This is a genomic window from Clostridium sp. chh4-2 (assembly GCF_002899675.1).
GTDB lineage: Bacteria > Bacillota > Clostridia > Lachnospirales > Lachnospiraceae > CHH4-2.
In genome coordinates, this window is sequence record NZ_PKUU01000012.1 from 95915 (window position 1) to 119972 (window position 24058).

Here is a 24058-nt window from a genome sequence, read left to right on the forward strand (position 1 = left end):
ACCCTCCTTATGCCAGCGCTACGAGATAATACAGCAGCGGAACAGCGATGATGTAGATGGCCGGATGCAGTTCTTTCGCCCGTCCGGCAGCGATCTTTGTCACGACACAGGTAATGATGCCAAGACATAAGCCGGTAGCGATGTTATATGTGTAGGCGGTTCCCATCACAGAGACAAATGCAGGCATAGATTCCGTGAAATCGGAGTAATCCAGCTTTTCCATACAGCTGAGCATCCCCAGACCGATGGTGATCAGAGCGGCGGAAGAAACGCTGTTGGGTACCATGAGCGCAATCGGCGTAAAAAAGAGGGAAAGACCCAGGCAGATGGCACAGCCCACAGCCGTAAGACCTGTTCTGCCGCCTGCCTCCACGCCTGCTGCGGACTGGGCATAGATGGTGACCGTGTTGGTTCCCATAACAGTTCCGATGCAGGTGCCGACAGCGTCAACGATAAAAGGTTTTTTAATTTCCGGGAAATTTCCGTCTTCATCCAGCAGGTTGGCTTTGGCTCCGATACCAAAGAGGTTGCCTACCGTGGAGAAAAAATCTCCCATGAAAAATGCCAGGATAAATGGAATATAGACCAGCTTCAACGCGCCTAAAATATCCAGTTTAAATGCAACCGGAGCCATGGAAGGCGGCAGGCTGACCAGCGTTTCGGGAACCGTAGTAAGGCCCATGGGAATTCCAATGACCGTACCGATTATCATGGCCAGCAGCAGCCCTGATTTCATATTCCTGGAGGAAAAGATCAGGATGAGGAGGATAGTCACGGCCGCAAGTATGATTTCAGGATTGTTTAATTCTCCCAGCTTCAGAAAGCCGGAACCATTTAATTGGATCAGCTTGATATTGGACATGCCTGTAGCGATGATAAATACGCCCACGGCAGTGCCCATGGTAATTTTAAGCCCTTTAGGGATTACTTTTACAACCATTTCACGTATATTGCATACACTAATCAGGACAAATACGACGCCGGAAATAAAATTCATTCCCAGGGCAACCTGCCATGACGCGATTCCTGCGCCAACGATGGAATAGGCAATCAGCGCATTGCTCCCCATTGCGGTGGCGAGGACAAACGGGATGTTGCAGTAGAGCCCGCAGGCCAGGGTAAAGATCATTGCGCTTACGATGGTAACAGTAGCCATGGCTCCCTTATCCATTCCGCAGCTGGCCATGATGGAAGGATGGACAGCGATTAAAAACGCCAATGTCATAAAAGAAGTGGCGCCGGCCACCAGTTCAGTCCGTACGGTGGTCTGCCGTTCTGTCAGATGGAAGAAAGAGTCCATTGTTTCATTTAGTCGTTTCATAATTTTATCCTTTCTGATAAATTAATTAGTCAGAAAATTCGCGAAAGTTCTGTTGATTTATATTGAGAATAGGACTTTATGCTCGAAATGTCAATAAAGAAAGCAAAAACAGTATATTTTCTGTACAATATAACAAAAACATGTGTGAATCCATTCATAAAACTGTGAAATGCGAAAAGTCGTAATACCACTTTGAATTAACTGGTAATACGACTTTCCAGAACGCATAATAACAGCCGGTGTTTTTTGTCAACTATGAGAATAGAAACGGCATTTCCCTGCTGATAAAATGGGGTTAATAAATCGGAATCAAAGGGAGATGCAGAATGAATACAGAAAAGAGCAGGGAAAAGGGAATTATTTTTACTATGTTGTCAGCCATCATCTTTGGCTTTACGCCCATACTGGCGAGGATCGCATATGACGGAGGAAGCAACGGAATTACCATGACATTTTTCCGGGCCTTTCTGGCACTACCCGTCCTTTATCTGCTGAATCGGAAAAAGGGTATTTCCCTTCGCCTGTCCAAAAGGCAGCTGTACGACGTTGCTGTGACCGGCACACTGGGCACCGGTCTTACCACAGTCTTTCTTTATATGTCTTACAATTATATCAGCGTGGGGCTGTCCACCACCCTGCACTTTATCTATCCTCTTGTGGTCACCCTGTGCTGCCGCCTCCTGTTTAAGGAACGGATGGGAAAATTAAAATGGTTTGCACTGTTTTTGGGCGCTGCGGGCATCCTGTTTCTTTTAGAACCGGGGAGCGGCATCAGCGTGGCGGGGATTGCTCTCAGCCTCTTGTCAGGCATCTGCTATTCTTTTTATATTCTTTATTTAAGCAGGTCGGAGCTGAAGGATATCCCATATTTTAAGCTGTCCTTTTATCTTTGCATCATGATGGCGGCCACATCTATGGTGTTTGGGACTGCGCTGGGGCAGCTGACCGCCGATATGACGCCGGGAGCATGGCTGTGCAGTTTCCTTGTCTCCATGTTCACCTCTGTTCTGGCTCTTTCCCTGTTTCAGATGGGGGTGAAGCTGTCCGGTCCTTCCAGCGCTGCGATGCTTTCCACGCTGGAGCCGATCACAGGCGTCATTCTCGGGATTCTTGTGCTGAAGGAAGGATGTTCTTTCTTTAAAATTGCAGGTGGAATCTGTGTCGTTGGAAGTGTCCTCCTGGTGGCAAAAGAGGGGGAAAAAGAAAAGGAGATTTAACTCAAAGGGTTTTTATTTTTCTCCGTTTGTGCTAAAATGTGGACTAACAGAACACATGACAGGTCATAGCGGAGGAAACAAATTGGGGCAGGAAAGCAGTCTGAAGCGGCAGGTAAAAAAACAGCTGTTGGAATATATGCAGTCTATGGATTTTAGGAAGGGCAACCGTCTCCCGTCGGAAGAAAAACTGAGCATCATGCTGGGGGTGAGCCGGGTGACATTGAGATCGGTCCTGAAGGAGCTTGAGATGGAGGGAAGGGTATTTTCCCGGCATGGCAGCGGAACATACGTAAATCCCATGGCCCAGAAGGTAGTTTTTAATCTGGCTGTACCGGAGCTGTATGAGAATATTATCCGAAAAGGCGGGGCAGAGCCGGATATCCGGCTGGAAGGGATATTTATAGAGAAAGCCGGGGAGGAAGCCGTTTCGTCACTGAACGCTGTGCCAGGCGAAGAAGTGGTTGTTGTGAAAAAGACATTTTTTGCGGGCAATGCCTTTGCTCTGTACTGCATCGATTATTTTCTGAGGGAACAGCTGTCCAGGGAGCAGATTCAGAGTTTTTCTAAAACGGAGTTTTCCTCCTTTGACTATCTCTTCCAATATAAGGGCAGAAAGGCAGTATGGGATACGCTCCGGATTCAGACCGTGACAAACTCCCAGTTTCCGGAGATTAACGGGCCGGCCGGACTTAGCGGAGAGGAATGCCGCTCCTTTCTTTTGTTAAAAGGGATTAATTATGATAAGACGGATACGCCGTTTATATATTCGCATACTTATGTTGACACAGAGGTGATTGAGTATAACATGATACGCAGGAAAGATTATAGATATGAACCGTTTTATTGAATGATTTAGACGGCAGACATGCCCCGGGAGAATTAGGAGCATCCTTTTTGCTGTTTATTCTCTCTGCGGGAAAATAGGATGGAGGACATAATGTGAATTCAAGAAATAGAGCGGTTATGGTATCCCGGTATGGGATGCTGATTGCATTGGCCATGGTTCTCAGCTACGTGGAAGCCTTGATACCGGTTCCGTTTCCCGTACCCGGCATGAAGCTGGGACTGGCTAACTTAGTTACGATAGTGGGCTTATACACGGTCAGCGTTCCGGGAACCGCAGCAGTTGCGCTTCTGAGGATTGTCTTAGTAGGCTTTACCTTTGGCAATATGTCCAGCATGCTGTACGGACTGGCCGGGGGAAGCGTGAGTTTAATCCTTATGGTGATTTTAAAAAAGACGGGATGGTTCAGCCAGACCGGAGTCAGCGTTGTTGGCGGGATCGGCCATAACATCGGCCAGCTGTGTATTGCGGTATGGGTGACAAAGCAGCCAGGAGTCCTGGTATATCTTCCGGCTCTTTTGTTTGCAGGCACTGCGGCAGGCGGGGTAATTGGCATTGTAGGCGGTCTTGTCGCCGGAAGAGTCCGTTCAATCACAAAATATTATAAATAATGTGTTGGATATTATATTGTTTTTACAGAGATACATGGCTATAATAATTGATAGCATATTCGTAACGGTTCCGTGCATTTGCAATTTGCAGTTATGAATATCCGCTGTCTTTTTGGCCGTTGAGAAAACGGATGTAAAAGATTTATGCTTTCACACTTTTAATTTCAGGCCAATAAAGGCAGGGCAACAGGAAAATTGAGAAAATGAAATGAGCGCCTTATGGCGCGAGGAGGAGCCATATGGTAGATCAGGCAATAAAGGAATTAGTACAGTACGGTTTGGATAAGGGACTGCTTTTGGCAGAGGATGAGATCTATGCCAGAAATCAGATCTTAGACGTGCTTAACATGGATGAGTACGAGGATATGGAGATTACCGGATCAAGAAGTTTGGAAGAAATCCTGATGGAATTACTTGATTATGCCTGTGAACAGGGATTGATTGAAGACAGCATTGTTTACAGGGATTTATTTGATACAAGGCTTATGAACTGTTTGATGCCCCGTCCAAGTGAGGTGACGGCAAAGTTCTGGGATGCATATAAGACTTCGCCGGAAACTGCCACCGATTATTTCTATCAATTGAGCCAGGATTCCGATTATATCAGAAGATACCGGGTATGCAAGGATATGAAATGGGTTACTTCTACTGAATACGGAGATTTGGATATTACCATCAATTTATCCAAACCGGAGAAAGATCCCAAGGCCATAGCCGCGGCCAAACTGGCCAAACAGAGCGGATATCCCAAGTGCCTGCTCTGCATGGATAACGTGGGCTACGCAGGACGGACCAACCACCCGGCCCGCAATAACCACAGAATCATACCGATTACGGTCAATGACAGCCAGTGGGGCTTCCAGTATTCCCCTTATGTGTATTATAATGAGCACTGTATTGTGTTTAACGGACAGCACGTACCCATGAAGATTGAGAAACAGACATTTATCAAATTGTTTGATTTCGTAAAACTGTTCCCACATTATTTCCTGGGTTCCAATGCGGATCTGCCTATCGTGGGCGGCTCCATTTTAACCCATGACCATTTCCAGGGCGGCCATTATACGTTCGCCATGGCGAAAGCGCCTATGGAAGCCGACTTTAAGATTCAGGGCTTTGAAGACGTGGAGGCGGGAATTGTAAAGTGGCCGATGTCCGTGTTAAGACTTCGCGCCAAGGATTCCGACCGGCTGATTGAACTGGGAGCCAAGGTTTTGGATGCGTGGAGAGGTTATACGGATGAGGACGCATTTATCTTTGCGGAAACGGACGGAGAGCCCCATAACACCATAACCCCGATCGCCAGAAAAAATGGGGATATGTTTGAACTGGATCTGGTGCTCCGCAACAATATAACGACAGAGGAATTCCCGCTGGGCGTTTACCATCCCCATCAGGAGCTCCATCACATCAAAAAAGAAAACATCGGTTTGATCGAAGTGATGGGCCTAGCCGTTCTGCCGTCCAGACTGAAAAATGAGCTGGCAGTTTTGGGAGAGTACATAGTGGAGAAAAAAGAGATCCGCTCCGATGAGATGCTGGAAAAACATGCGGACTGGGTTGAGGAATTTCTTCCTAAATATGATTTAATTACCAGGGACAATATCCAGCAGATTCTAAAGGAAGAAGTGGGTCTGGTATTTGAAAAAGTGCTGGAGGATGCCGGAGTTTATAAATGTACGCCGGAAGGAAGGGCGGCATTTACAAGGTTTTTGGAGAAGGTTGGATTTGAGAAAGTCTGAAAAAACGGATAAAAAGAGATGATAAGAAAAGCCATGACTATTTCACAATGAAATAGTTGTGGCTTTTCCAATTATATTGGTGTTTGTAATTGTTATATGAAGGAGGTATATTCTATAGGAAAATAAAGAAAGCCAACAGATTTTTACATAAAGGGTGAAGGCATTTTTGAAAATGCCTTCACGGCTGAAGTAAATTGAGGTAAAAGATTAAAACGAGAATAAAATAAGAATAAGGGAGTAACGAAGGGGTTACACGGAATCAAATAAGAGAAATGGATTGACTGCCTTTTATTTGAGCTCTTGTTATGCCCATTCGTAGGGGAAAAGGACTCATATTATGAAAGAAATCAAAAATCCGACCGCAAGAGTGGCGGCGGAGTACGGCGTAATTACGATCAGCATCTGGATTATGGTGGTGGGAATCTATTTCTTTAAGTTCCCCAATAATTTTGCATTCGGCGGCGTTACCGGTTTTTCAACAGTTATCAGTAAAATGACTCACTGGTCGGCCAGTGATTTCACCTTTATTGTCAACACATCCCTCCTTGTAGGCGGTTTTGTCTTCCTGGGCAAAAGCGTGGGAATCAAGACGGTATATGCAAGTATGCTGATGTCATTCAGCCTTTCCGCTCTGGAGCGGATTTATCCGATGAACGCCCCGCTTACGCCGGAGCCTCTTTTAGAGCTGATGTTTGCAATCTTTTTGCCGGCAGTGGGTTCTGCCGTGTTATTTAACATCGGAGCATCCAGTGGCGGTACGGACATTATCGCGATGATTCTGAAAAAATATACCAGCATGAATATCGGTACGGCGTTGCTGGTGGTGGATATCACTTCCGTGATTATGTCTTTCTTCGTTTTCGGCCCGACGACCGGTTTGTTCTCAAGTCTCGGTCTTATGGCAAAATCGTTGGTGATCGACGGAGTCATCGAGAATATCAATCTTTGCAAATGCTTTAACATTGTCTGCGACGATCCGGAGCCGATCTGTGAATACATCATTCACAAATTAAACAGAAGCGCCACAGTATACGAAGCGCAGGGCGCATTTACCCATCATAAGAAGACGGTGATCATGACCACCATGAAACGCAGCCAGGCGGTAAAACTCCGTAATTACATCCGCCGGATTGAGCCGACCGCATTTATACTGATCTCAAATTCCAGTGAAATTATCGGAAAGGGATTCCTTACAAACTAGATTCGCTATTATTGCAAATCTCCTATAACTGTGATAGAATGAGCGTTGATTTGCTCAAAGGATTACAGGAATAGGAGATTTTTACATATGAAAACGAAAAGGATTAGGAGCAGTCTGATGCTGGCTCTGACCTCGCTGATCTGGGGCGCGGCATTTGTGGCTCAAAGCGTGGGAATGGAATATGTAGGGCCGTTTACATTTAATGCGGCCAGATTTATTATAGGCGGAATCGTTCTGGTTCCATGTATATTTTTTCTCGGCAGGTCAAATGAAGGCGTGGAATCTGACCAGGATGAAGACGAGAAGAGGGCGCGATTCAAAACAGGAGTGATCGGCGGATTCTGCTGCGGAATCTTTTTATGCTTTGCGGCAATGCTTCAGCAGATCGGCGTTTCCTATACGTCGGTTGGAAAGGCCGGTTTTATCACCTCTTTATATATTATTATCGTACCGATTCTGGGGCTTTTTATTAAGAAGAAGGTTCCGTTTAATGTGTGGATCAGCGTGGCGATTGCAGTGGTTGGAATGTATCTGTTGTGCATGACGGAAGGGCTTTCCATCAGCAAAGGGGATTTTTTCGTATTTTTGTGCGCCATTGGCTTTTCCTTTCATATCTTAGTCATTGATTATTTTTCCCCAAAGGCGGATGGGGTGCTGATATCCTGTGTACAGTTTTTTACGGCAGGGATTATCTCAGGAATTTTTATGTTTTTGTTTGAAAAACCGGAATGGTCTGCGGTCTGTCAGGCTTGGGCGCCGATTCTCTATGCCGGCGCCATGTCGTGCGGCGTGGGGTATACCCTGCAGGTTGTGGCTCAGAAGAATATTGAACCGGCTATCGCTTCTTTGATTATGAGTTTGGAATCGGTGTTTTCGCTGTTGGCGGGCTGGGTGATTTTGGGAGAGGTGTTAAAGCCGAAAGAGCAGTTCGGATGTGTGTTGGTTTTTGCAGCGATTATATTGGCGCAGATTCCAATGCCAAGGTGGATGGCTCAAGATAAAAAGGCATAAAATTGTTATTTAACGTAGTTGGCGAAAGGGACGCATGGAATCAGGAGGCGGAGCCGGAAGGAACTGGTCTGAGAAGGCATCCGGGCCGCCGAAGGAAGATACAGCCGATTGGGATTCGGGATTCGCCCCTAAGAACTACTAAGGCCCGTAAGGACAGAACGAGGCAGGCCAGCGCCATTCGCAGTGAACTCTTGATGACTTCGCTGCTCAGCGGCGCTTTAGAACCTGACACCGAAATCAGGTTCTACCTGCCTCGTTCTGTCCTTCCGGGTCTAAGTAGTTCTAAAGGGGTTCCATACGATCCCAATCGGCTGTATCTTCCTTCGGCGGCCCGGATGCCTTCTCAGACCAGTTCCTTCCGGCTCCGCCTCCTGATTCCATGCTGGTTTTGGCTGGCCTAGTTAAAAACAATATTGGTGTATAGGTATTTATATAGCACTACATTTACGTAGATCGTGAAGGGATTTTCTGAAATGCTTTCATGTTTTACTTTAAACGTCAAGGCATTTAGCGTAAAGACCTCACCCTTTACATTAAATCCTCAAGGCATTTCTGAAAATTCCTTCGCGGTTGATGTAAAAAACTACTCTATCCCCCAAATCTTTTTTCCTTAGCTAGCCAAGCAACAGCCGGAAAGAAGGGGAAGCCTGGGCGGGCGGCGGAAATAATAAGGAATAGGGGATCGTTTGCAGACCCTTAGAGGTACTTGGCCGGCAGAAACGGAAAAAGGCAGACAAATACTGAATACCGAATCAGTATTTGAGGTGCCCCTTGAACGATGAAGTCATCAGGAGTTCATCGTGAATGGGCACCGCGCTGCCTTTTTGCGTTTCTGGCGGCCTTAGTACCTCTTAGGGTCGAAACTCGAATCCCCTATTCCTTATTATTTCCGCCGCCCGCCCAGGCTTCCCCTTCTTTCCGGCGTACCTTAGTTAACTAAATAAAGATTTCCCCTTGCCAACAGGAATCACCCGATCGGCCCAATTCTTATAGAAAGCCTCTTCATGGGATACCAGGAGTACTGTGCCGGGAAATTCCGTCAAGGCTGTCTTTAAAGCTGCTTTTGCCTGGATATCCAGATGATTTGTGGGTTCATCCATGATTAAAAAATTGCAGGGCTTTATGAGAAATAAACACATTTTCACCTTTGCCTGTTCTCCGCCGCTGAGTGTGCCCACCTCTTGTGCCGCGTGTTTGCTGGAAATTCCGCATCGGGAAAGCAGGCGGCGGACTTCTTTTGATGGCAGGGATGGAAAGAAATCGGAGACGATTTCTAGTGGTGTTTTCGTATCGTCTTTCCATATCAGATCCTGCTCATAATATCCGGTGATTACCTGATCGGAAAAAGTAAAACTGCCTCCTAAAGGAGTAAGCTGCCCTGTCAGAGTTTTCATCAAGGTCGATTTTCCGATTCCGTTAAAGCCTGTGATCACCACTTTCTGTCCGCCTTTTATGGCAAAGTCAATACCTGAAAGTACTGGGTAATGGTATCCCACGGACAGATGTCTTACATTCAGATGTTCCGTTTCCGTGATGGGAGGGCAGGTAAAATGGAAAACGGGTTTGATTTCTTTTTGATCCAGTTCTTCCATTCGCTCCAGGCGGTCTAACTGCTTTTGGCGTCCCCGCGCCATCTTAGATTTCCTTCCGGCAATATTTCTTCGAATAAATTCTTCCGTTTTTTTGATTTCCCGCTGTTGGGCGGAGTATTGGCGGATATAGTCTTCACGAAGAAGGGTTTTCTTTTTCAAAAACTCTGAGTAGGTGCCGTAATATTTCGTGAGTTTTCCGTTATCTATATCGCAGATGCGGTTTACGGCTTTTTCAAGAAAATCATAATCGTGAGAAACCACCATAAAGGCATTTTCCAGGTCTTTTAAATAGCCGGAAAGCCAGGAAATATGTTCTTTGTCCAGAAAATTTGTGGGCTCATCCAGCAGCAGGATGTCGGGTTTTTCCAATAAAAGCTTTGCTAAGATGACCTTGGCTCTCTGGCCCCCGCTCATCTGCATGATGGGACGGTCTAAGCCAATGGGAAGCAGGCCTAAGCCGGAAGCCACCTGCTCAATTTGGGTATCGATCATATAGAAATCATGGTGTTCCAGCTGTTCCTGATATCTGGCGGCGGCAGCTAAGACGCTGAAATCCCCGTTTGCGGCTTGATCGTATAGTTCATTCATTTTTGATTCGATCCCATAGAGATTGAAAAACGCAGATTTTAGAAATGATTCCAATGTCATTTCTTTTTCTATTTGGGCGTATTGGTCTAAGCAGCCTACGGTGATTTTGGGCTGCCAGGCGATTCTGCCGGAGTCGGGGACGATTTGTCCGGTGCAAAGCTTGATCAATGTGCTTTTTCCGGCTCCATTTTGGCCTACAATGCCCATGTGTTCTCCTTTGTTGAGGGTAAGATTTGCATCTTTATAGAGGAAGCCATCGCCAAAGGAATGGGTTAATTCGGTAATATCAAGTAAACTCATAATAATACATCCTTTCTTAGTGTTCTTATATGTGGTGAAGATTTACATCGAGCCTGAAGGCATTTTGGAAAATGCCTTGAAGATTTACATTAAAACGTGAGAGCTTTTTCCGAAATGCCTTCAGGCTTAATGTAAATTCAAGATCAGCCGCTCGCAATCTGACCAATAAAAAAAGCAGAATTCAGGATACAACCAATGTATCCGCCTTCTGCTATCCATCCCTTACCCGGGGCATAAAATAACAAAAGGCCATGGACAAAACATTGTCCATAGCCTTCCGCACGCAATTTTTCACAGGAAAAACAAGCAATCGAATAATCCCGGCTCTTACGGCCGGACTTAATCCACTACTTCCCTTCCCGATGAATGTTAAAGCGTATATCGCCATACTCTGCACAATGTTTCATCGGTCTGGTTTGTACAGAGTTCTGCTTCCTTTTCAATTGATCAGTCATATAAAAATCCATGATAATTCTCCTTAATCACAATGGAATTACTATAACACACCGAAATTCAATTGTCAATTCGGTGAAAAACCATGATTCCGGGTAAAATCCACTGGTACAAAGGGGCGAATAAAAAACCGGGTTTCCGAAAAGAAAGACAATAAACTAGACAGATGATTGCCGGGAATATATGATATAAGGGAAACAAGCGGTGCAATATATAGGAAAATAAATATCTAATTTGACGTATTTGGAGGCGGTCAGTCTATGCTTGAAGTGGCTCTTGCCCAGAAATTTATTGAAAAACTAGCTGGTTTAATCGATTATAATGTTAACATCATGAATGAAAAAGGAATTATAATTGCTGGTAAGGACAGTTCCCGGATAGGCAGCTTTCATGAAGCGGCTTATAAGATAATAAAGAATGGCAGAGATCCGGAGCCGGATGGAGAAGAGGGAATTCTTCTTCCGCTGGTGTATAACGGGAAAAGGGTTGGAGTGGTGGGAATTAACGGAGACCCGAAAGAGATAAAATCCATAGCTTCTGTCATCAAAATGGGATTGGAAGCAACGATCAGTTACGAGATGCAGAAGGAAAAAGTATTTAAACACAGGACGAATAAGGAAGCATTCATCAACCAATTGCTGTTTGAGGAAAAGCTGGATCTCGACCGGTTATTTTTTCTGGCAAATCAGCTGCAGTATAAGACTACGCTGGTTCGTATACCTATCCTGATTCACGTTATGGATAATTATGATTTGGAAGAGATTTTTAAACTGATCCGCAGACATCCGCTGCATACCAGGCAGGATATCTCTTACCGGACGGATGATTATCATGTAATTATATTTAAAAATGTGACTGACAACCGTAATATACTGGCGGATTACAAATATATTATCGGAGAATATTTAAATCCGATTTTCATGCTGCTGAAAGAAAATAATATTAATTACAGAAGCTATGTGGGCTCATTTCAGAATAACCTGTTGAATTACCGGACCGCGTATATGCACTGTAAATGGATGGAAGCAAATCTTGTGGGAGACAGCGGATTTTTCTTTTATGACCATGTTGGAAAATACTTTAAAAGCATGATTCCCATCAGCGAACTGCAGTCTGTATTTAACGTATTTGATGAGATCCTGGATGACAGTGTGATCGATAACTATAAAGAAATTATTGGTGAATTGGAAGAGTGCAACTACAGTATGGTTCAGGCCAGTAAAAAATTGTTTATTCATAAAAATACAGTGGCATATCGCGTGGATAAGATCAGGGAAATATTTAATGTGAATCCATTTGCCAGTAAGATTGATAAAGAATATCTGAGCTATTTATATGAATATTTGAATAATAAGTAACAATGGGTAAGATAATCCATCGGCATATTGGCGGATTTTGATGAGAACGTGTGTTTTGTGTCTATGACACAAAAATGCATGTTCTTTTTGTTTTTTTGAAAATGGAAAACTACCTGAATTGATAATATAATTTTAATTGTAAATATAAATGGATAAACATTGAATATTGTTCAGAAAGGAGCGGGATGTATCTATTAAAAACTGATAAATATTCGGAATTGATTTGGATTATAAGCCAAAATACCGGTGACGGCCTGGTGGAAATATACAAGGATTACGATTTAATTTTCTTAAAGCGCTATACAAGCGATCAGCCATGGTATGACAGAATTCGATTGGAAAAAAACGGTACCTATAAGATTTTCTGTAATTCAATTGATATTCACTTTGCTTATCTTTGTAAAAACCAGGATGTTTTGGAACATGGAGTCTGTTTTTTAGAATTTCAGAATGAAGAAATCTATAAGTATGATGAAACGAATATGGATCAGGCCTATGGCCAGACTTATAGGAATGCGTTCCATTTCAGTACCTATAAAAACTGGATGAACGATCCCAACGGCTTGTGTTTCCATGAAGGGCGGTATCATCTGTTCTATCAGATGAATCCGGCAGGAATGGCGTGGGGAAATATGTATTGGGGACATGCCTGCAGCAGAGATTTGATTCATTGGACCCATCTCCCTATCGCATTATTTCCTCAAAGAGAATTGTACGGTTTGAAAAACTACAAAGGCGGAGCCTACAGCGGGTCCGCATGGCCGGAAAAACATAAGATATTTCTTTATTTTACCAGACATTTTTCACCATGGAATAAGGGACCCCAGACCAAAGAAGTACAGATGCAGGCTGTTTGTGAAGATGGAGTTACCGTGGATCAGGAACAGGTGATTATTGCTGATAAGCCGGGGGGAAACAGGGATTTTAATTTCAGGGATCCAAAGATCGTACGGATTGGGCAGGAAAAATGTATATTGATCGGAACTACGGTCAATGGAACGTGCACGGTGGAAAAATATGTGCAGCGGCAGGGAAAATGGACGGACTGGGGCCCTTTTTTCCAGGATGATACGAAATGTGAAACAATGGAATGCGTTAATCTGATACGGGGAGAAAATCAGCGGTATGCGTTGCTGTGTTCTCTGCAGAATGCGGTTGATCCGATGGGAAGAAAGCGGTTAATGAAATACTATGTGGGAGAAATTGTGAAGGGAAAATTCGTTCCACAGGAGGAAGGTATCTATGATTTCGGAACAGAATGCTATGCAGTGCAGACTTTTGAAGCAGGAATACGGAATCTGGCTTTTGGCTGGGTGGTAAGCGCTTATGGGGAATTCAAAGAGGAAGGCAGCGGATCGAACGGCTGCATGACAATTCCAAGAGAATTGATTGTCCGGGAGGGGCGGCTGATTACCAGGCCGGCAGAGGAAATAAGGCAGCTTTTACATCATAAAACAATGGTGATAAAAGGCGGAAGGGTGAATGAGCAGCCGCCCGAACGTTCAAATGGGTATCATTTAAACCTGAAAATCAGGAACAGAACCTCATTTCAAATTATACTGGCGCAGAATGAGGAAAGGTGGATTGGAGTGAGGTACGAAGGGGATCAGCTTGGCTTACTGTACGGGAAGAAAGGGATACAGACGGAGCCTGAGTTAAACGTAACCGTGGAAACAGTGATACAGCTGGAGATTTTTGTGGATAAAAGTGTTGTTGAACTATATGTGAACGACGGCGAAAAAGTGGGGACAAAAACTTATTTCTTTAAGCCGCAGAATAAAAAAATTGAATACTGGTTTGAGAAGAGGGAGGAGGTAGAAGAACTGGCGGTTTCTCAGATAAACAGTATTTGGAAAAATGGAGGGATGAAAGAATGAAAAAATTATTGTATGTTATGGCAGCGATATTATCAGCCGGTCTTATGGCGGCATGTTCCAATCCAAGTCCTGCAGGGGCAGGTTCAGAAGCGCAGAGTACGAAGGTAGAAACCGGAGGCGAAGTGAAGAAGATAACCATATGGAGACCGCAAAATACTCAGGAAATTGAAGAATGGTGGACCACAATGCTGGATTCCTTTAATAAAGAGTATGAAGGAAAATATCAGGCTGTCCAGGAAACATTTCCTAAAAGCGGTTCCGACAGTTACTCAGAGAAGATCAATACGGCGGTCATTGCCAACAATCTGCCGGATTTAATGCTGGTGGACGGGCCAAATGTGTCCAGCTATGCTCAAAATGAAATTTTAGTTCCTCTGGATGAATTTGTAACAGAGGAAGATAAAAAGGATATGCTGGAATCTTGCCTGAAACAGGGAACCGTAGACGGAAAACTCTATGCAGTCGCTTTATGGGAATCATCGGTAGGTATTTACTATAACAAGGATATGCTGGAGGCGGAAGGGATTGAAGTGCCTCAGACGCAGGATAAAGCATGGACTTGGGATGAGTTGTATCAAACGGCAAAACAACTGAAAAAAGAGAACCGGTTCGGAATCACCCTGAATACAAATCAAAGCCAAATTACCTACTATTATTCTCCGCTTTTGGAACAGCTTGGTTCCTGTCTCACCAATCCGGAGGGAACGAAGACAGACGGATATATAAACAGCAAAGAGTCCGTTGAAGTTGCATCCTTTATCAAGAGATTTTACGAAGACGGGATCGCTAATATCGAACCCACCAGCACAGAGTTTGCAGACGGAGGTTCCGCACTGTGGCTTGCCACTTCCTATCAGATTTCCATGCTTCAAAACCAATATCCCGACTTGAATTGGGGAGTGACCTATTACCCGGTTTCCAATGACAGAAAAGAAGCGACGCCTACCGGAAGCTGGACTGTGGGAATGACAAAAAGCGCCGGTGACAAGGAAGCGGCGTATGCCCTGTTAAATTATATGACTGATAAAGAGGCAAACCTTTCAGGAAGTCCGGCTTCGGGTTATCTTCCGGCAAGACACTCTTCGACTGAGGCACTTACGCAGTATCGGGAAGAGCCCTACCGCATATTCATGGAACAGTTGGAAAACAACGGTGCGCCGAGGCCCAGAACTGCGGTTTGGACTACTTTGAATTCCGCATATAACAGCGCTGTTTCGGATATTATCCTGGGTTCGGAACCTCAGAAAAAATTGGATGAGGCGGCTAAGGCAGTGGATGAAGAATACGAGATGAATTTTGCGGAATAAAAGGGCAGAATTTAGGAGGAATCAAATGAAGGGAAAGAAATTGATGCACAGCAGAAAATTTGTTAACAGGGTCACGCCATATCTGTTTGTCGGTCCGGCGGTTATCATTATCGTTACATTTTTAGTGATTCCCGCTTTGATGGCTTTAGGGTATAGTTTCACATATTTTAATATGCTGAAGCCCCAGAAGATTAAGTTTATCGGATTTGAGAATTATGCCAGCCTGTTTGCAGCCGATTTGTTTGCCACGGCGATGATAAATACAATTAAATATGCGGTTGTATTAGTGCCGGTGGTGTGCGTGGTTTCTTTCCTGCTGGCATTGCTGGTAAATCAAAAACTGAAGGGGAGTACGATCTTCCGAACCGCATTTTTCAGTCCGGTTCTGTTGTCCATGACTGTAGTGTCGATTTTATGGACGGTAATCTTAAATCCTACTCCCGGCTATGGTCTGGTCAATACGATTCTGGAAAAAATGGGTCTGCCTGTCTGCATGTTTTTGAGGAGCAGAGAAACGGCGCTGAATTCGATTCTCGGCATGTCTGTGTGGCAGTTGGCCGGATATTATATGATGATATTTTTGGCCGGACTTCAGGGAGTTCCAAATGATTTATATGAAGCGGCGTCTATTGACGGAGCGAATACCATTGATAAGATCATTCATATAACCATACCTTCTATCCGCAATGTCAGCGTATTTGTTATACTGATGACCACAATATCCGCCATGAAGATGTTTACACAGTCCTATGTTATGACCAATGGAGGTCCCGATAATTCTACAACGACCATGGTATTTTACATTTACCAGCAGGGCATTAAATACCATAATATTGGTTTCGCCAGCGCTGCGTCGGTTGTATTTTTTATCATTGTCGTTGCAATTTCATTTATTGTAAAAAGGTTTGTAGATAATGAAAATTAAATGTGGGATAAAAGGATCGTTGAAAAGCAGCAGGAGGAGATATGAGCAGGAAACATTCAAGGCTTTTTATAAAAATTATATTGTATTTCGTCAGCATTGGACTGTCAATTTTGTTTCTGCTTCCGCTTATTTGGATGATTGTGACCGCCTTTAAGCCGGAAAACAGAATATTTCAGGATTTGACCAGCATTAGGGCATTTTTACCTATGGATTTTACCCTGGAAAATTTTAAGAATGCCCTTAATAATGTACATATGTTTAAATATATCATAAACAGTACGATCTATATTTCAATTATTATGCTGGTAAGCCTTCCAATTAATTCAATGTGCGGTTATGCGCTGGCAAAATTTGAATTTAAGGGTAAGAAATTAATTCTCACATTGATTTTATCCCTGATGGTATTTCCGTTTGAGAGCATTGTGATTCCGCTTTTCGTACTGGTTAATAAGATGAAAATGCTGAACAGTCTTGCAGGGCTGATCATTCCGTTTTCTGCCAGATGCTTCAGCATCTACATGTTCAGACAGTTTTTCCTGAGCGTGCCGGATGAGATTATAGAGGCCGCAGAGATTGACGGGGCATCCAAATTCAAGACTTTTTACAGCGTTGTGGTGCCCATATCAGGGCCTGTGTTTGCGACGGTTTTCATTCTGGATGTGGTGCTCAGATGGTCTGATTTTATGTGGCCGCTGATTATTACGATCAACGAAGATATCAGGACCGTACAGGTTGGCGTCCAGTCGTTATTTAATGATACGGTCATCTATTACGGCACGGTGATGGCCGCGCTGACGTTGGCAGTGTTGCCTATGCTGGTGTTATTTATCTTTTTCCAAAAATATTATGTGCAGGGAATAGCCACTTCGGGAATGAAGGGGTAATGGGAGGTATTCAATGATTAACGTTGCTGTTATATATACGGCCGGGTTTGAATTTGATAAAGAACAGGAAGAAACTCTGGTCAAAGATTTTCCAGGATGCCGATTTGTCTTTAAAAGAGACGGTGAGATTACTCCGCCGGAAATTGGAGAAGCCGATGTTATGGTGGGATTTCCCTTGCCGGAACAGGTGAAAATGGCCTCTCATTTAAAATGGCTCCATCTCAGCAGCATCGGGGTGGACAAACATGTAAACAGGGAATTATATTGCAATCAGGATGCGGTGCTCACCAACAGCGCCGGTACATACGGTATGCCCATATCAGATCATGTTCTGGGTCTTATGCTCATGCTGTCCAGAAATCTTCATTATTTCAGGGACCAGCAGAGCTTATGCGAATGGAAAAAGATGGATTCGACAAAAGACTTATTCCGCTCAACTCTCTGTATCGTGGGATTGGGAGATGTGGGGAGAACCCTCGCTGTAAAAGCCCGGAATTTGGGGATGAAAGTGATCGGAGTGAAACGGACGATGATTGAAAAACCGGAATATCTGGATGAATTATATACGTCGGAGCAGTTAAATGAAGTGATTCCCAGGGCAGATTTTGTTGTATTGAGCCTTGCTACCACCAAGGAAACGGTTCATATTATGGACAGGAACAGGCTATCGCTGCTGAGAAAAGATGCTTATCTGATAAATATAGGGCGGGGAGCTCTGATAGACCAGGAAGCATTATATGAATTTCTCAAAAATGACCGGTTTGCCGGAGCGGCCATCGATGTCACAACTCCGGAGCCGCTGCCGCCAGACAGCCCGTTATGGGGGCTTAAAAACCTGATCATCACCCCTCATGTTTCCGGAAAATCCCCATCCACAGGCCAGCGGCAGTTTTCCGTATTCTATGAAAATCTCAGCCGCTATGTGAATAATGATAAAATGAAAAATATAATCGATTTTGAACTGATGTATTAGCAGGAACTTTCATAAAGACTTGTAAAACCCTCCCCTCCAAGGTAAAATAAACCCATAAGACCAATCACAATGGAGGTGCCTGTGAAAGTAAAAATTTACGTAAAAAAGCTGGGCAGAAACCGGGCCAAAACAGCGGCCGTCATCTACGACTATCCGGCTTCCGTCCTCACGGTGAGAGACCTTCTGAAAGAAACGGTGCGGATCAATCTGGACGCTTATAAAAAAGGCTGTCAAGACGCGGATATCGCCTGTGTGCTTTCTAAAGAAGAGATCGAAAACCAGGCGGAATCGGGTAAAATCGCTTTTGGAATCCATTATAATACAAAAGAAGCGGAATTTGAAACGGCTGTGGAAAATGCATGGCAGTGTTTTGAAGATGGGATTACCGCCCTGTTTGTGGATGGAGAGAGGCTGGAAAACTTGGAAACGCCGGTGAGGCTGCATGAGGAGAGTGAACTCACATTTATCAGAATGACCATGCTGGCCGGCAGAATGTGGTGAGGGAAGGGCTATGGAGTACAATGGAGATACCCGGCTGAAGCTGGTGGAGGATTTTAAGAAGAAATGGAATAAAAAGCTTCTTTTAGCAGGAAGCGGTTTGAAAAAGCAGGTAAAAGAAGTGGAGCAGATGGGCACATACCGGGCGGAACCGGATACCATCACCCCGGAAGCGCTGGAATACTGCAGACAGGAAACGATTACATCCTATGGGGAGCTGATGAAGAAGCATTATGGAAAACTGACGGAGTTTTTTGCCGGAAAGAAGTACAGCGACGATTATTATTATATCGTGGATAAATTAAACCGGTTTCCCTATTCCGAAACTATGTACCGCAGAACTGTGAGGACGAAACGCTATTTTCCTCAGATCAGCCACGTGTTTATCCTTTTAAGGGATTACCGGATGTTCCAGTTTTTTGAATGCAGCGTGGCGGATTATCTTTTGGACCGGATGGCTCCGGAAAAACTGGATTATAAGAGAAATTCCATTCACGGATTTACCATGAAATATTTTGACGACATCATTGCGGCCAGGATTGACTTAGGAGACCGCGATGTGATTGAGGCTGTCCGGGAACTGATTCTCAGCGACAATAATACGGCGGTTCTGACTGTGGATGTGATCCGCGGCATTATAAAAAGCTCCGACAGCGGACTTCATCAGCTTTTGGCCGATTTTCTTCTGGCGGCCAGGCTGCAGGAGGGAGTGCGGCAGGCGGTCTGTGAAAATGCGGACTGCGGAACCGTAGAGGCTTTTGTCAAGATATTCGATACCATTTGTGACAATAACCTGATCCGGTTTGCCGCGGTGAAACGGGCGGTGGCCACCTGGACAGGAATCTGTGATTTGGAAAATGTGGACCGCATTACAGAAAAAATGGCGGGCTTAATGCAGAAATCCATTAAAGATGTGTCAGTGGCCAGAGAATATTTAAAAACCAATGATACCATCCAGATCGCCATCGGATTATGGACCCTTGGTTCCTATGAGCTTCAGGACGCCATAGACGCCATGATGGAGTACCTGGAAAGCGGAACCAGAAACCAGTTGCTCACCATGTCTTATTTTAACAGGACGCTGGACTGGAGCCGGATTACGTCGGTGACTGCGAAAGCCGCGGTTAAGAAGTTTGCGGACGATGAAGAGATTGTGGCCGCATTTTTCCCAACCTATCTGGAACATGCGCAGGATTGTGCATATAAGGCTTTAAATTACAATGAAAACAGGAATAAAACTGAGAAAGTATACAAAGAGATTCCATTATCCGAACTGTTTGACAGTGAAGAAGAGGCCAGAGAGCACTATGGGATCTTAAAGAATATTTTGGATGGGATGACGAAGAAAAAGCGGGAATTTTACCCGTGTATCTTCCCTTGGTATGGCGTGGCGCTGTCCAGAACCCAGATCATTAAACGGATGTGCGTGATCGCTTACGCCTTGAAGGATGAAGCCTGTATGGAAGAAATGGCGGAAAAGCTGCCGTTATTGGATACCAGTGAAGGATATGCGTCCAGAGGCTTGTGGGTGGAGCTGCTGCTTCACAGCCCGTCCAATGAGCGCCAGAAAAATCTTTTGATCCGCTATATCGCGGATAAGGAGAGCAGCGCCAGGGAAAAGGCGTTTCAGATTGCGGATAAACTCACGCTTTCGGCAGCAGATTATGAGCAGCTGGAAGGATTTTTGAAATACAAAAGCGGGGATATCCGAAGAAATGTATTAAAGCTTTTGGAAAAACAGCCGGATGACCTTCTGATTCCTTCCGTTAAGCGCCTTCTCGGTTCCTCCCAGGAGGAGATCAGAGACGGAGGCCTGTCTTTGATTATCCAGGCTAAAAAGTCGGAAAGAAGCCAGGAATTAAAGGAAAAACTGGTCTGTGAAGCCAGAAATGCAGAGATGGTTACGGATAAAGAGCAGATTTTGATCAATGAAATCACAGAAAACGAAAAATCGGACCAGGAGGAAGGATACGGTCTTTACCAGCCTGATTTCACTTTCTCCTGCCCGGTGCGAAAGCCGGACTTGAATGTGATCCAAAGTTATTTTTCCGTGTCCGGTAAGGATATGAACCGGGTTGTCAATAACCTGATAGCATTAATCGGGAAAAATGCGGAGGCGGAGTACAAAAACACCCTGGGCAATGAAGTCCTTTTAGGCAATGGCCTGGTTCCTATCGCCTACGGCAGCTCTCTGCCTTTCGAAGACCGTTACCCGTTTAAAGAGATGTGGGTCCGTTTTTATGAAGAGGAAGTCAAAGATCCCCACTTGTTAAAAATGCTTCTGCTGGCGTCCAATAACGCCGTCAACGTTTACGGCGGCAAGATTAAGCGCAGAGAAAAATTGGACCGGTATCTGAACATGCTTTTAGGAAGCAGTATTATGGATTACCGGCTGCCTGCCCATCGGTATACCAAAGGCGGTTACAACAGCACTGTGAATACGGTCTTTATGATCTTAAACGAACGGTATCCTGAGAACGGCACAAAAGAGGCGGCGCTGGAGCTGGCATATGAAATTGTGGAGAAAATACCAAAAGAGGATCTTTGGTATGAGATTGAGAGGGATAAAGGATACTACTATAGTACCAACTGTGAGTACCCGTTATCCAGTTTTCCGGTTCTTTTAAATGTTCTTAACACATTAAAGGACTGGAAAGATGATGAAGAGTTTGGCCGGAATTTTATGGCATTATATCTGTTGGATGAAAAATTTGACTTCAGTGAACACCGCGAAAAGAGCGGCGTTTCCTATAACCGTCAGACGGGTTCGTTCCTCTCCATTTACTATTACATAAAAGCCTGTATTCTGGGGCTGGTTCCCATGGAACTGGTGTACCAGGCCGCATTTACGAAGGTCGGGCTCTGCGTTGCGTTGGAAGACCTGTCCCGCCTCGTGATGGATACCATGACGGTTCGTGACAAAGTCTGTTTGAGCCGGTTCCTTTCCAAAAAGGAGCTGGAGGAAGAAAAGCTTGATCAGGACAGCCCGTTTGTTAAACTGGGACGTCAGGTCTATTTTAAGATTACGGACATGATTCTGGATGTGGAACTGAAGAGAGGGGAGATGGCAACCGCTTTTTCCGACAGCGTGCCTTTTATGAAGCGCATCTTCGGCTTAGAACGTCTGGCTCAGATTTTAAAGGCATTAGGAAACGATAAACTGGACAGGGGAACGTATTACTACTGGTCGGGAAGCCGGTCGGGAAGGAAAGAGTGTCTCAGCTATCTTCTTCAAATCTGTTATCCGCGGGAGGATGACAACGCTGAAAAGATGCAGGAGATCTTTGGAAAATCCAGGATTAAAGAGCAGAAGATCATAGAGACGGCCATGTATGCGCCCCAGTGGCTTTCCATGATTGAAGAATATCTGGGATGGCCCGGTTTAAAGAGCGGCTGTTATTATTTCATGGCTCATATGAACGAGCGGTTTGACGATAAAAAAGCGGCTATGATCGCAAAATATACCCCTCTGTCGCCGGAAGACTTGAACAACGGCGCATTTGATGTATCCTGGTTTAAAGAAGCTTACGGGCTTTTAGGAGAAGAGCGGTTCCAGCGGCTCTATGATGCGGCCAAATACATTTCTGACGGAAGCAAGCATGCCAGGGCCAGAAAGTATTCGGACGCCGCCCTTGGAAAGGTGACCACAGAGGAGCTGGTGCCGGTGATCCAGGATAAACGGAATAAGGATCTGCTGATGAGCTACGGCCTGGTGCCCATTGCGGATAAGGCTGATCTTCTGGACAGGTATGAATTTTTACAGAAATTTTTAAAGGAAAGCAGGCAGTTCGGCGCTCAAAGGAGGGCCAGCGAAGCCCTGGCCGTGGCTACCGCGCTGAAAAATATGGCTACTACAGCAGGATATGCGGATGTAACCCGCCTTACTCTGGCCATGGAATCAGAGCTGATTAAGACGTACCAGCCATATTTTGAAGAGCATGAGGAGGAAGGCGTCACTTTGCAGCTTTCTACCGATGAATACGGAAAGACGGAGATAATCTGTAAAAAGGGCGGAAAAGCCCAGAAGACCGTGCCGTCAAAGCTTAAAAAACAGGAATATTATCTGAAACTGAAAGAGATCGAAAAGAAGCTGAAGGACCAGCATTCCAGAACGGTGAAGATGTTTGAGCAGTCCATGGAAGAGCAGGAGTTATACCGGTATCAGGAATTGAACCTGCTGTGTGAGAATCCGGTGATCGAACCTGTGATCCGGTCCCTGGTATTTATCACCGGGGAAGAAAATCCGGTCCACGGCTGGATGATGGGCGAAGGACTTATGGACTGTTTCGGAGAGATACATCCTCTGGCAGGAGAGGCGCAGATCAGGATCGCCCACCCCTATGATCTCTACCGGTCCGGCTGCTGGCACGAATACCAGAAGATGATCTTTGCCGGAGCCCGGGAAGGCGGAATCAAAAAACAGCCGTTTAAACAGGTATTCCGTGAACTGTATGTAAAACTTCCGGAAGAACTGGAAAAAGAACGGTCCACCATGTTTGCCGGAAACCAGATTCAGCCGTCCAAGACGGTGGCCTGCCTGAAGAGACGGCGGTGGATTGCGGATTATGAAGAAGGGCTTCAGAAAGTTTACTATAAGGAGAATCTGATCGCCCATATCTACGCTTTGGCCGATTGGTTTTCGCCCAGCGATATTGAAGCGCCCACTTTGGAATGGGTGGAATTCTGCGACAGAAAGACCTTTAACCGGGTGAAGATCCAGGATATTCCCGATATCGTTTATTCCGAAGTGATGCGAGATGTGGATCTGGCGGTGAGCGTCGCCCACGCGGGAGGCGTGGACCCGGAAACCAGCCACTCCACCATGGAGATGCGGAGGGCGGTTCTGGAATTCTCCCTGCCGCTGTTTAAGCTCACCAACGTGCGGCTGGAAGGCAGCCATGCATTTGTGGAAGGTGCAAGAGGAAGCTACAGCATTCATCTGGGAAGCGGCGTGATCCATCAGGCCGGCGGCCATCAGATCAATGTGCTGCCCGTCCATTCCCAGGGAAGAGGAAAGCTGTTCCTGCCGTTTTTGGATGAAGATCCTAAGACCGCGGAAATCATATCTAAGGTAGTGATGTTTGCTGAGGATAAAAAGTTGAAAGATCCTTATATCCTGGATCAGATCGCAGCTTTGTAGTTGCGTTTGGTAATAATTACCAAAAAAAGAGCTGATTTTTTACATTTTTGTTAATAGACTGCCAATAACTTGAATGATATAATATTACTCAACTTAATAAATCGTGAACCAATTATGTATATCCTGGGGATTGGCCCAGAGTCTCTACCAACTACCGAAAGAGTTGACTACATATTCTATGTAGCCAGCTCTTTTTTTGTTTTTAACAAATCTGAA

16 protein-coding genes and 1 riboswitch are annotated in these 24058 nt (G+C 45.0%); of the genes, 14 read left to right on the forward strand and 2 right to left on the reverse strand.

Going from position 1 to position 24058, the window contains the following annotated elements:
- Positions 1 to 7: 7 nt before the first annotated feature.
- Positions 8 to 1321, reverse strand: coding sequence for an NCS2 family permease (locus C0033_RS14025; RefSeq protein ID WP_103228503.1), 1314 nt, complete (start codon positions 1319 to 1321; stop codon positions 8 to 10).
- 326 nt (positions 1322 to 1647) lie between these two features.
- Between C0033_RS14025 and C0033_RS14030 the strand changes: the two genes are divergently transcribed.
- From C0033_RS14030 to C0033_RS14055, 6 genes are all read left to right on the forward strand, one after another.
- A complete protein-coding gene (locus C0033_RS14030) occupies positions 1648 to 2538 on the forward strand; it encodes a DMT family transporter (RefSeq protein WP_103228504.1) in 891 nt (296 codons plus the stop codon).
- 55 nt (positions 2539 to 2593) lie between these two features.
- Complete coding sequence (locus tag C0033_RS14035; protein WP_103228505.1) at positions 2594 to 3385, forward strand: GntR family transcriptional regulator; 792 nt, start codon at positions 2594 to 2596, stop codon at positions 3383 to 3385.
- Between the two features lie 92 nt (positions 3386 to 3477).
- The gene (locus C0033_RS14040; protein WP_242984503.1) at positions 3478 to 3993 is read left to right on the forward strand and encodes a Gx transporter family protein; all 516 of its coding nucleotides are present in this window, start codon (positions 3478 to 3480) and stop codon (positions 3991 to 3993) included.
- 239 nt (positions 3994 to 4232) lie between these two features.
- Positions 4233 to 5735: a UDP-glucose--hexose-1-phosphate uridylyltransferase gene (gene galT / locus C0033_RS14045; RefSeq protein ID WP_103228506.1), complete on the forward strand. Its 1503-nt coding sequence runs from the start codon at positions 4233 to 4235 to the stop codon at positions 5733 to 5735.
- 337 nt (positions 5736 to 6072) lie between these two features.
- Positions 6073 to 6936 (forward strand): YitT family protein, encoded by an 864-nt coding sequence (locus tag C0033_RS14050; protein ID WP_103228507.1) that lies wholly within the window; start codon positions 6073 to 6075, stop codon positions 6934 to 6936.
- An 87-nt stretch (positions 6937 to 7023) separates the two neighbouring features.
- Complete coding sequence (locus C0033_RS14055) at positions 7024 to 7947, forward strand: DMT family transporter (protein ID WP_103228508.1); 924 nt, start codon at positions 7024 to 7026, stop codon at positions 7945 to 7947.
- A 932-nt stretch (positions 7948 to 8879) separates the two neighbouring features.
- Here the strand turns inward: C0033_RS14055 and C0033_RS14060 are convergent.
- Positions 8880 to 10427, reverse strand: coding sequence for an ABC-F family ATP-binding cassette domain-containing protein (locus C0033_RS14060; RefSeq protein WP_103228509.1), 1548 nt, complete (start codon positions 10425 to 10427; stop codon positions 8880 to 8882).
- 713 nt (positions 10428 to 11140) lie between these two features.
- Between C0033_RS14060 and C0033_RS14065 the strand changes: the two genes are divergently transcribed.
- The 8 genes from C0033_RS14065 to C0033_RS14100 all read left to right on the forward strand — a co-directional run bounded on the left by C0033_RS14065 (position 11141) and on the right by C0033_RS14100 (position 23842).
- On the forward strand, positions 11141 to 12238 hold the full coding sequence (locus C0033_RS14065; protein WP_103228510.1) for a sugar diacid recognition domain-containing protein: 1098 nt from the start codon (positions 11141 to 11143) through the stop codon (positions 12236 to 12238).
- 185 nt (positions 12239 to 12423) lie between these two features.
- Positions 12424 to 14115, forward strand: coding sequence for a GH32 C-terminal domain-containing protein (locus C0033_RS14070; RefSeq protein WP_103228511.1), 1692 nt, complete (start codon positions 12424 to 12426; stop codon positions 14113 to 14115).
- Positions 14112 to 15422, forward strand: a complete 1311-nt coding sequence (locus tag C0033_RS14075; RefSeq protein ID WP_103228512.1) for an extracellular solute-binding protein — start codon at positions 14112 to 14114, stop codon at positions 15420 to 15422. Before C0033_RS14070 ends, C0033_RS14075 begins: the two co-directional genes overlap by 4 nt.
- A gap of 25 nt (positions 15423 to 15447) precedes the next feature.
- Positions 15448 to 16347, forward strand: a complete 900-nt coding sequence (locus tag C0033_RS14080; protein ID WP_242984504.1) for a sugar ABC transporter permease — start codon at positions 15448 to 15450, stop codon at positions 16345 to 16347.
- 41 nt (positions 16348 to 16388) lie between these two features.
- On the forward strand, positions 16389 to 17231 hold the full coding sequence (locus C0033_RS14085) for a carbohydrate ABC transporter permease (protein WP_103228513.1): 843 nt from the start codon (positions 16389 to 16391) through the stop codon (positions 17229 to 17231).
- 13 nt (positions 17232 to 17244) lie between these two features.
- A complete protein-coding gene (locus C0033_RS14090; protein WP_103228514.1) occupies positions 17245 to 18204 on the forward strand; it encodes a D-2-hydroxyacid dehydrogenase in 960 nt (319 codons plus the stop codon).
- Between the two features lie 81 nt (positions 18205 to 18285).
- The gene (locus tag C0033_RS14095; protein ID WP_103228515.1) at positions 18286 to 18705 is read left to right on the forward strand and encodes a hypothetical protein; all 420 of its coding nucleotides are present in this window, start codon (positions 18286 to 18288) and stop codon (positions 18703 to 18705) included.
- 10 nt (positions 18706 to 18715) lie between these two features.
- Positions 18716 to 23842, forward strand: a complete 5127-nt coding sequence (locus tag C0033_RS14100; RefSeq protein ID WP_103228516.1) for a DUF4132 domain-containing protein — start codon at positions 18716 to 18718, stop codon at positions 23840 to 23842.
- A gap of 94 nt (positions 23843 to 23936) precedes the next feature.
- Positions 23937 to 24032, forward strand: a riboswitch (purine riboswitch).
- Positions 24033 to 24058: the final 26 nt, after the last annotated feature.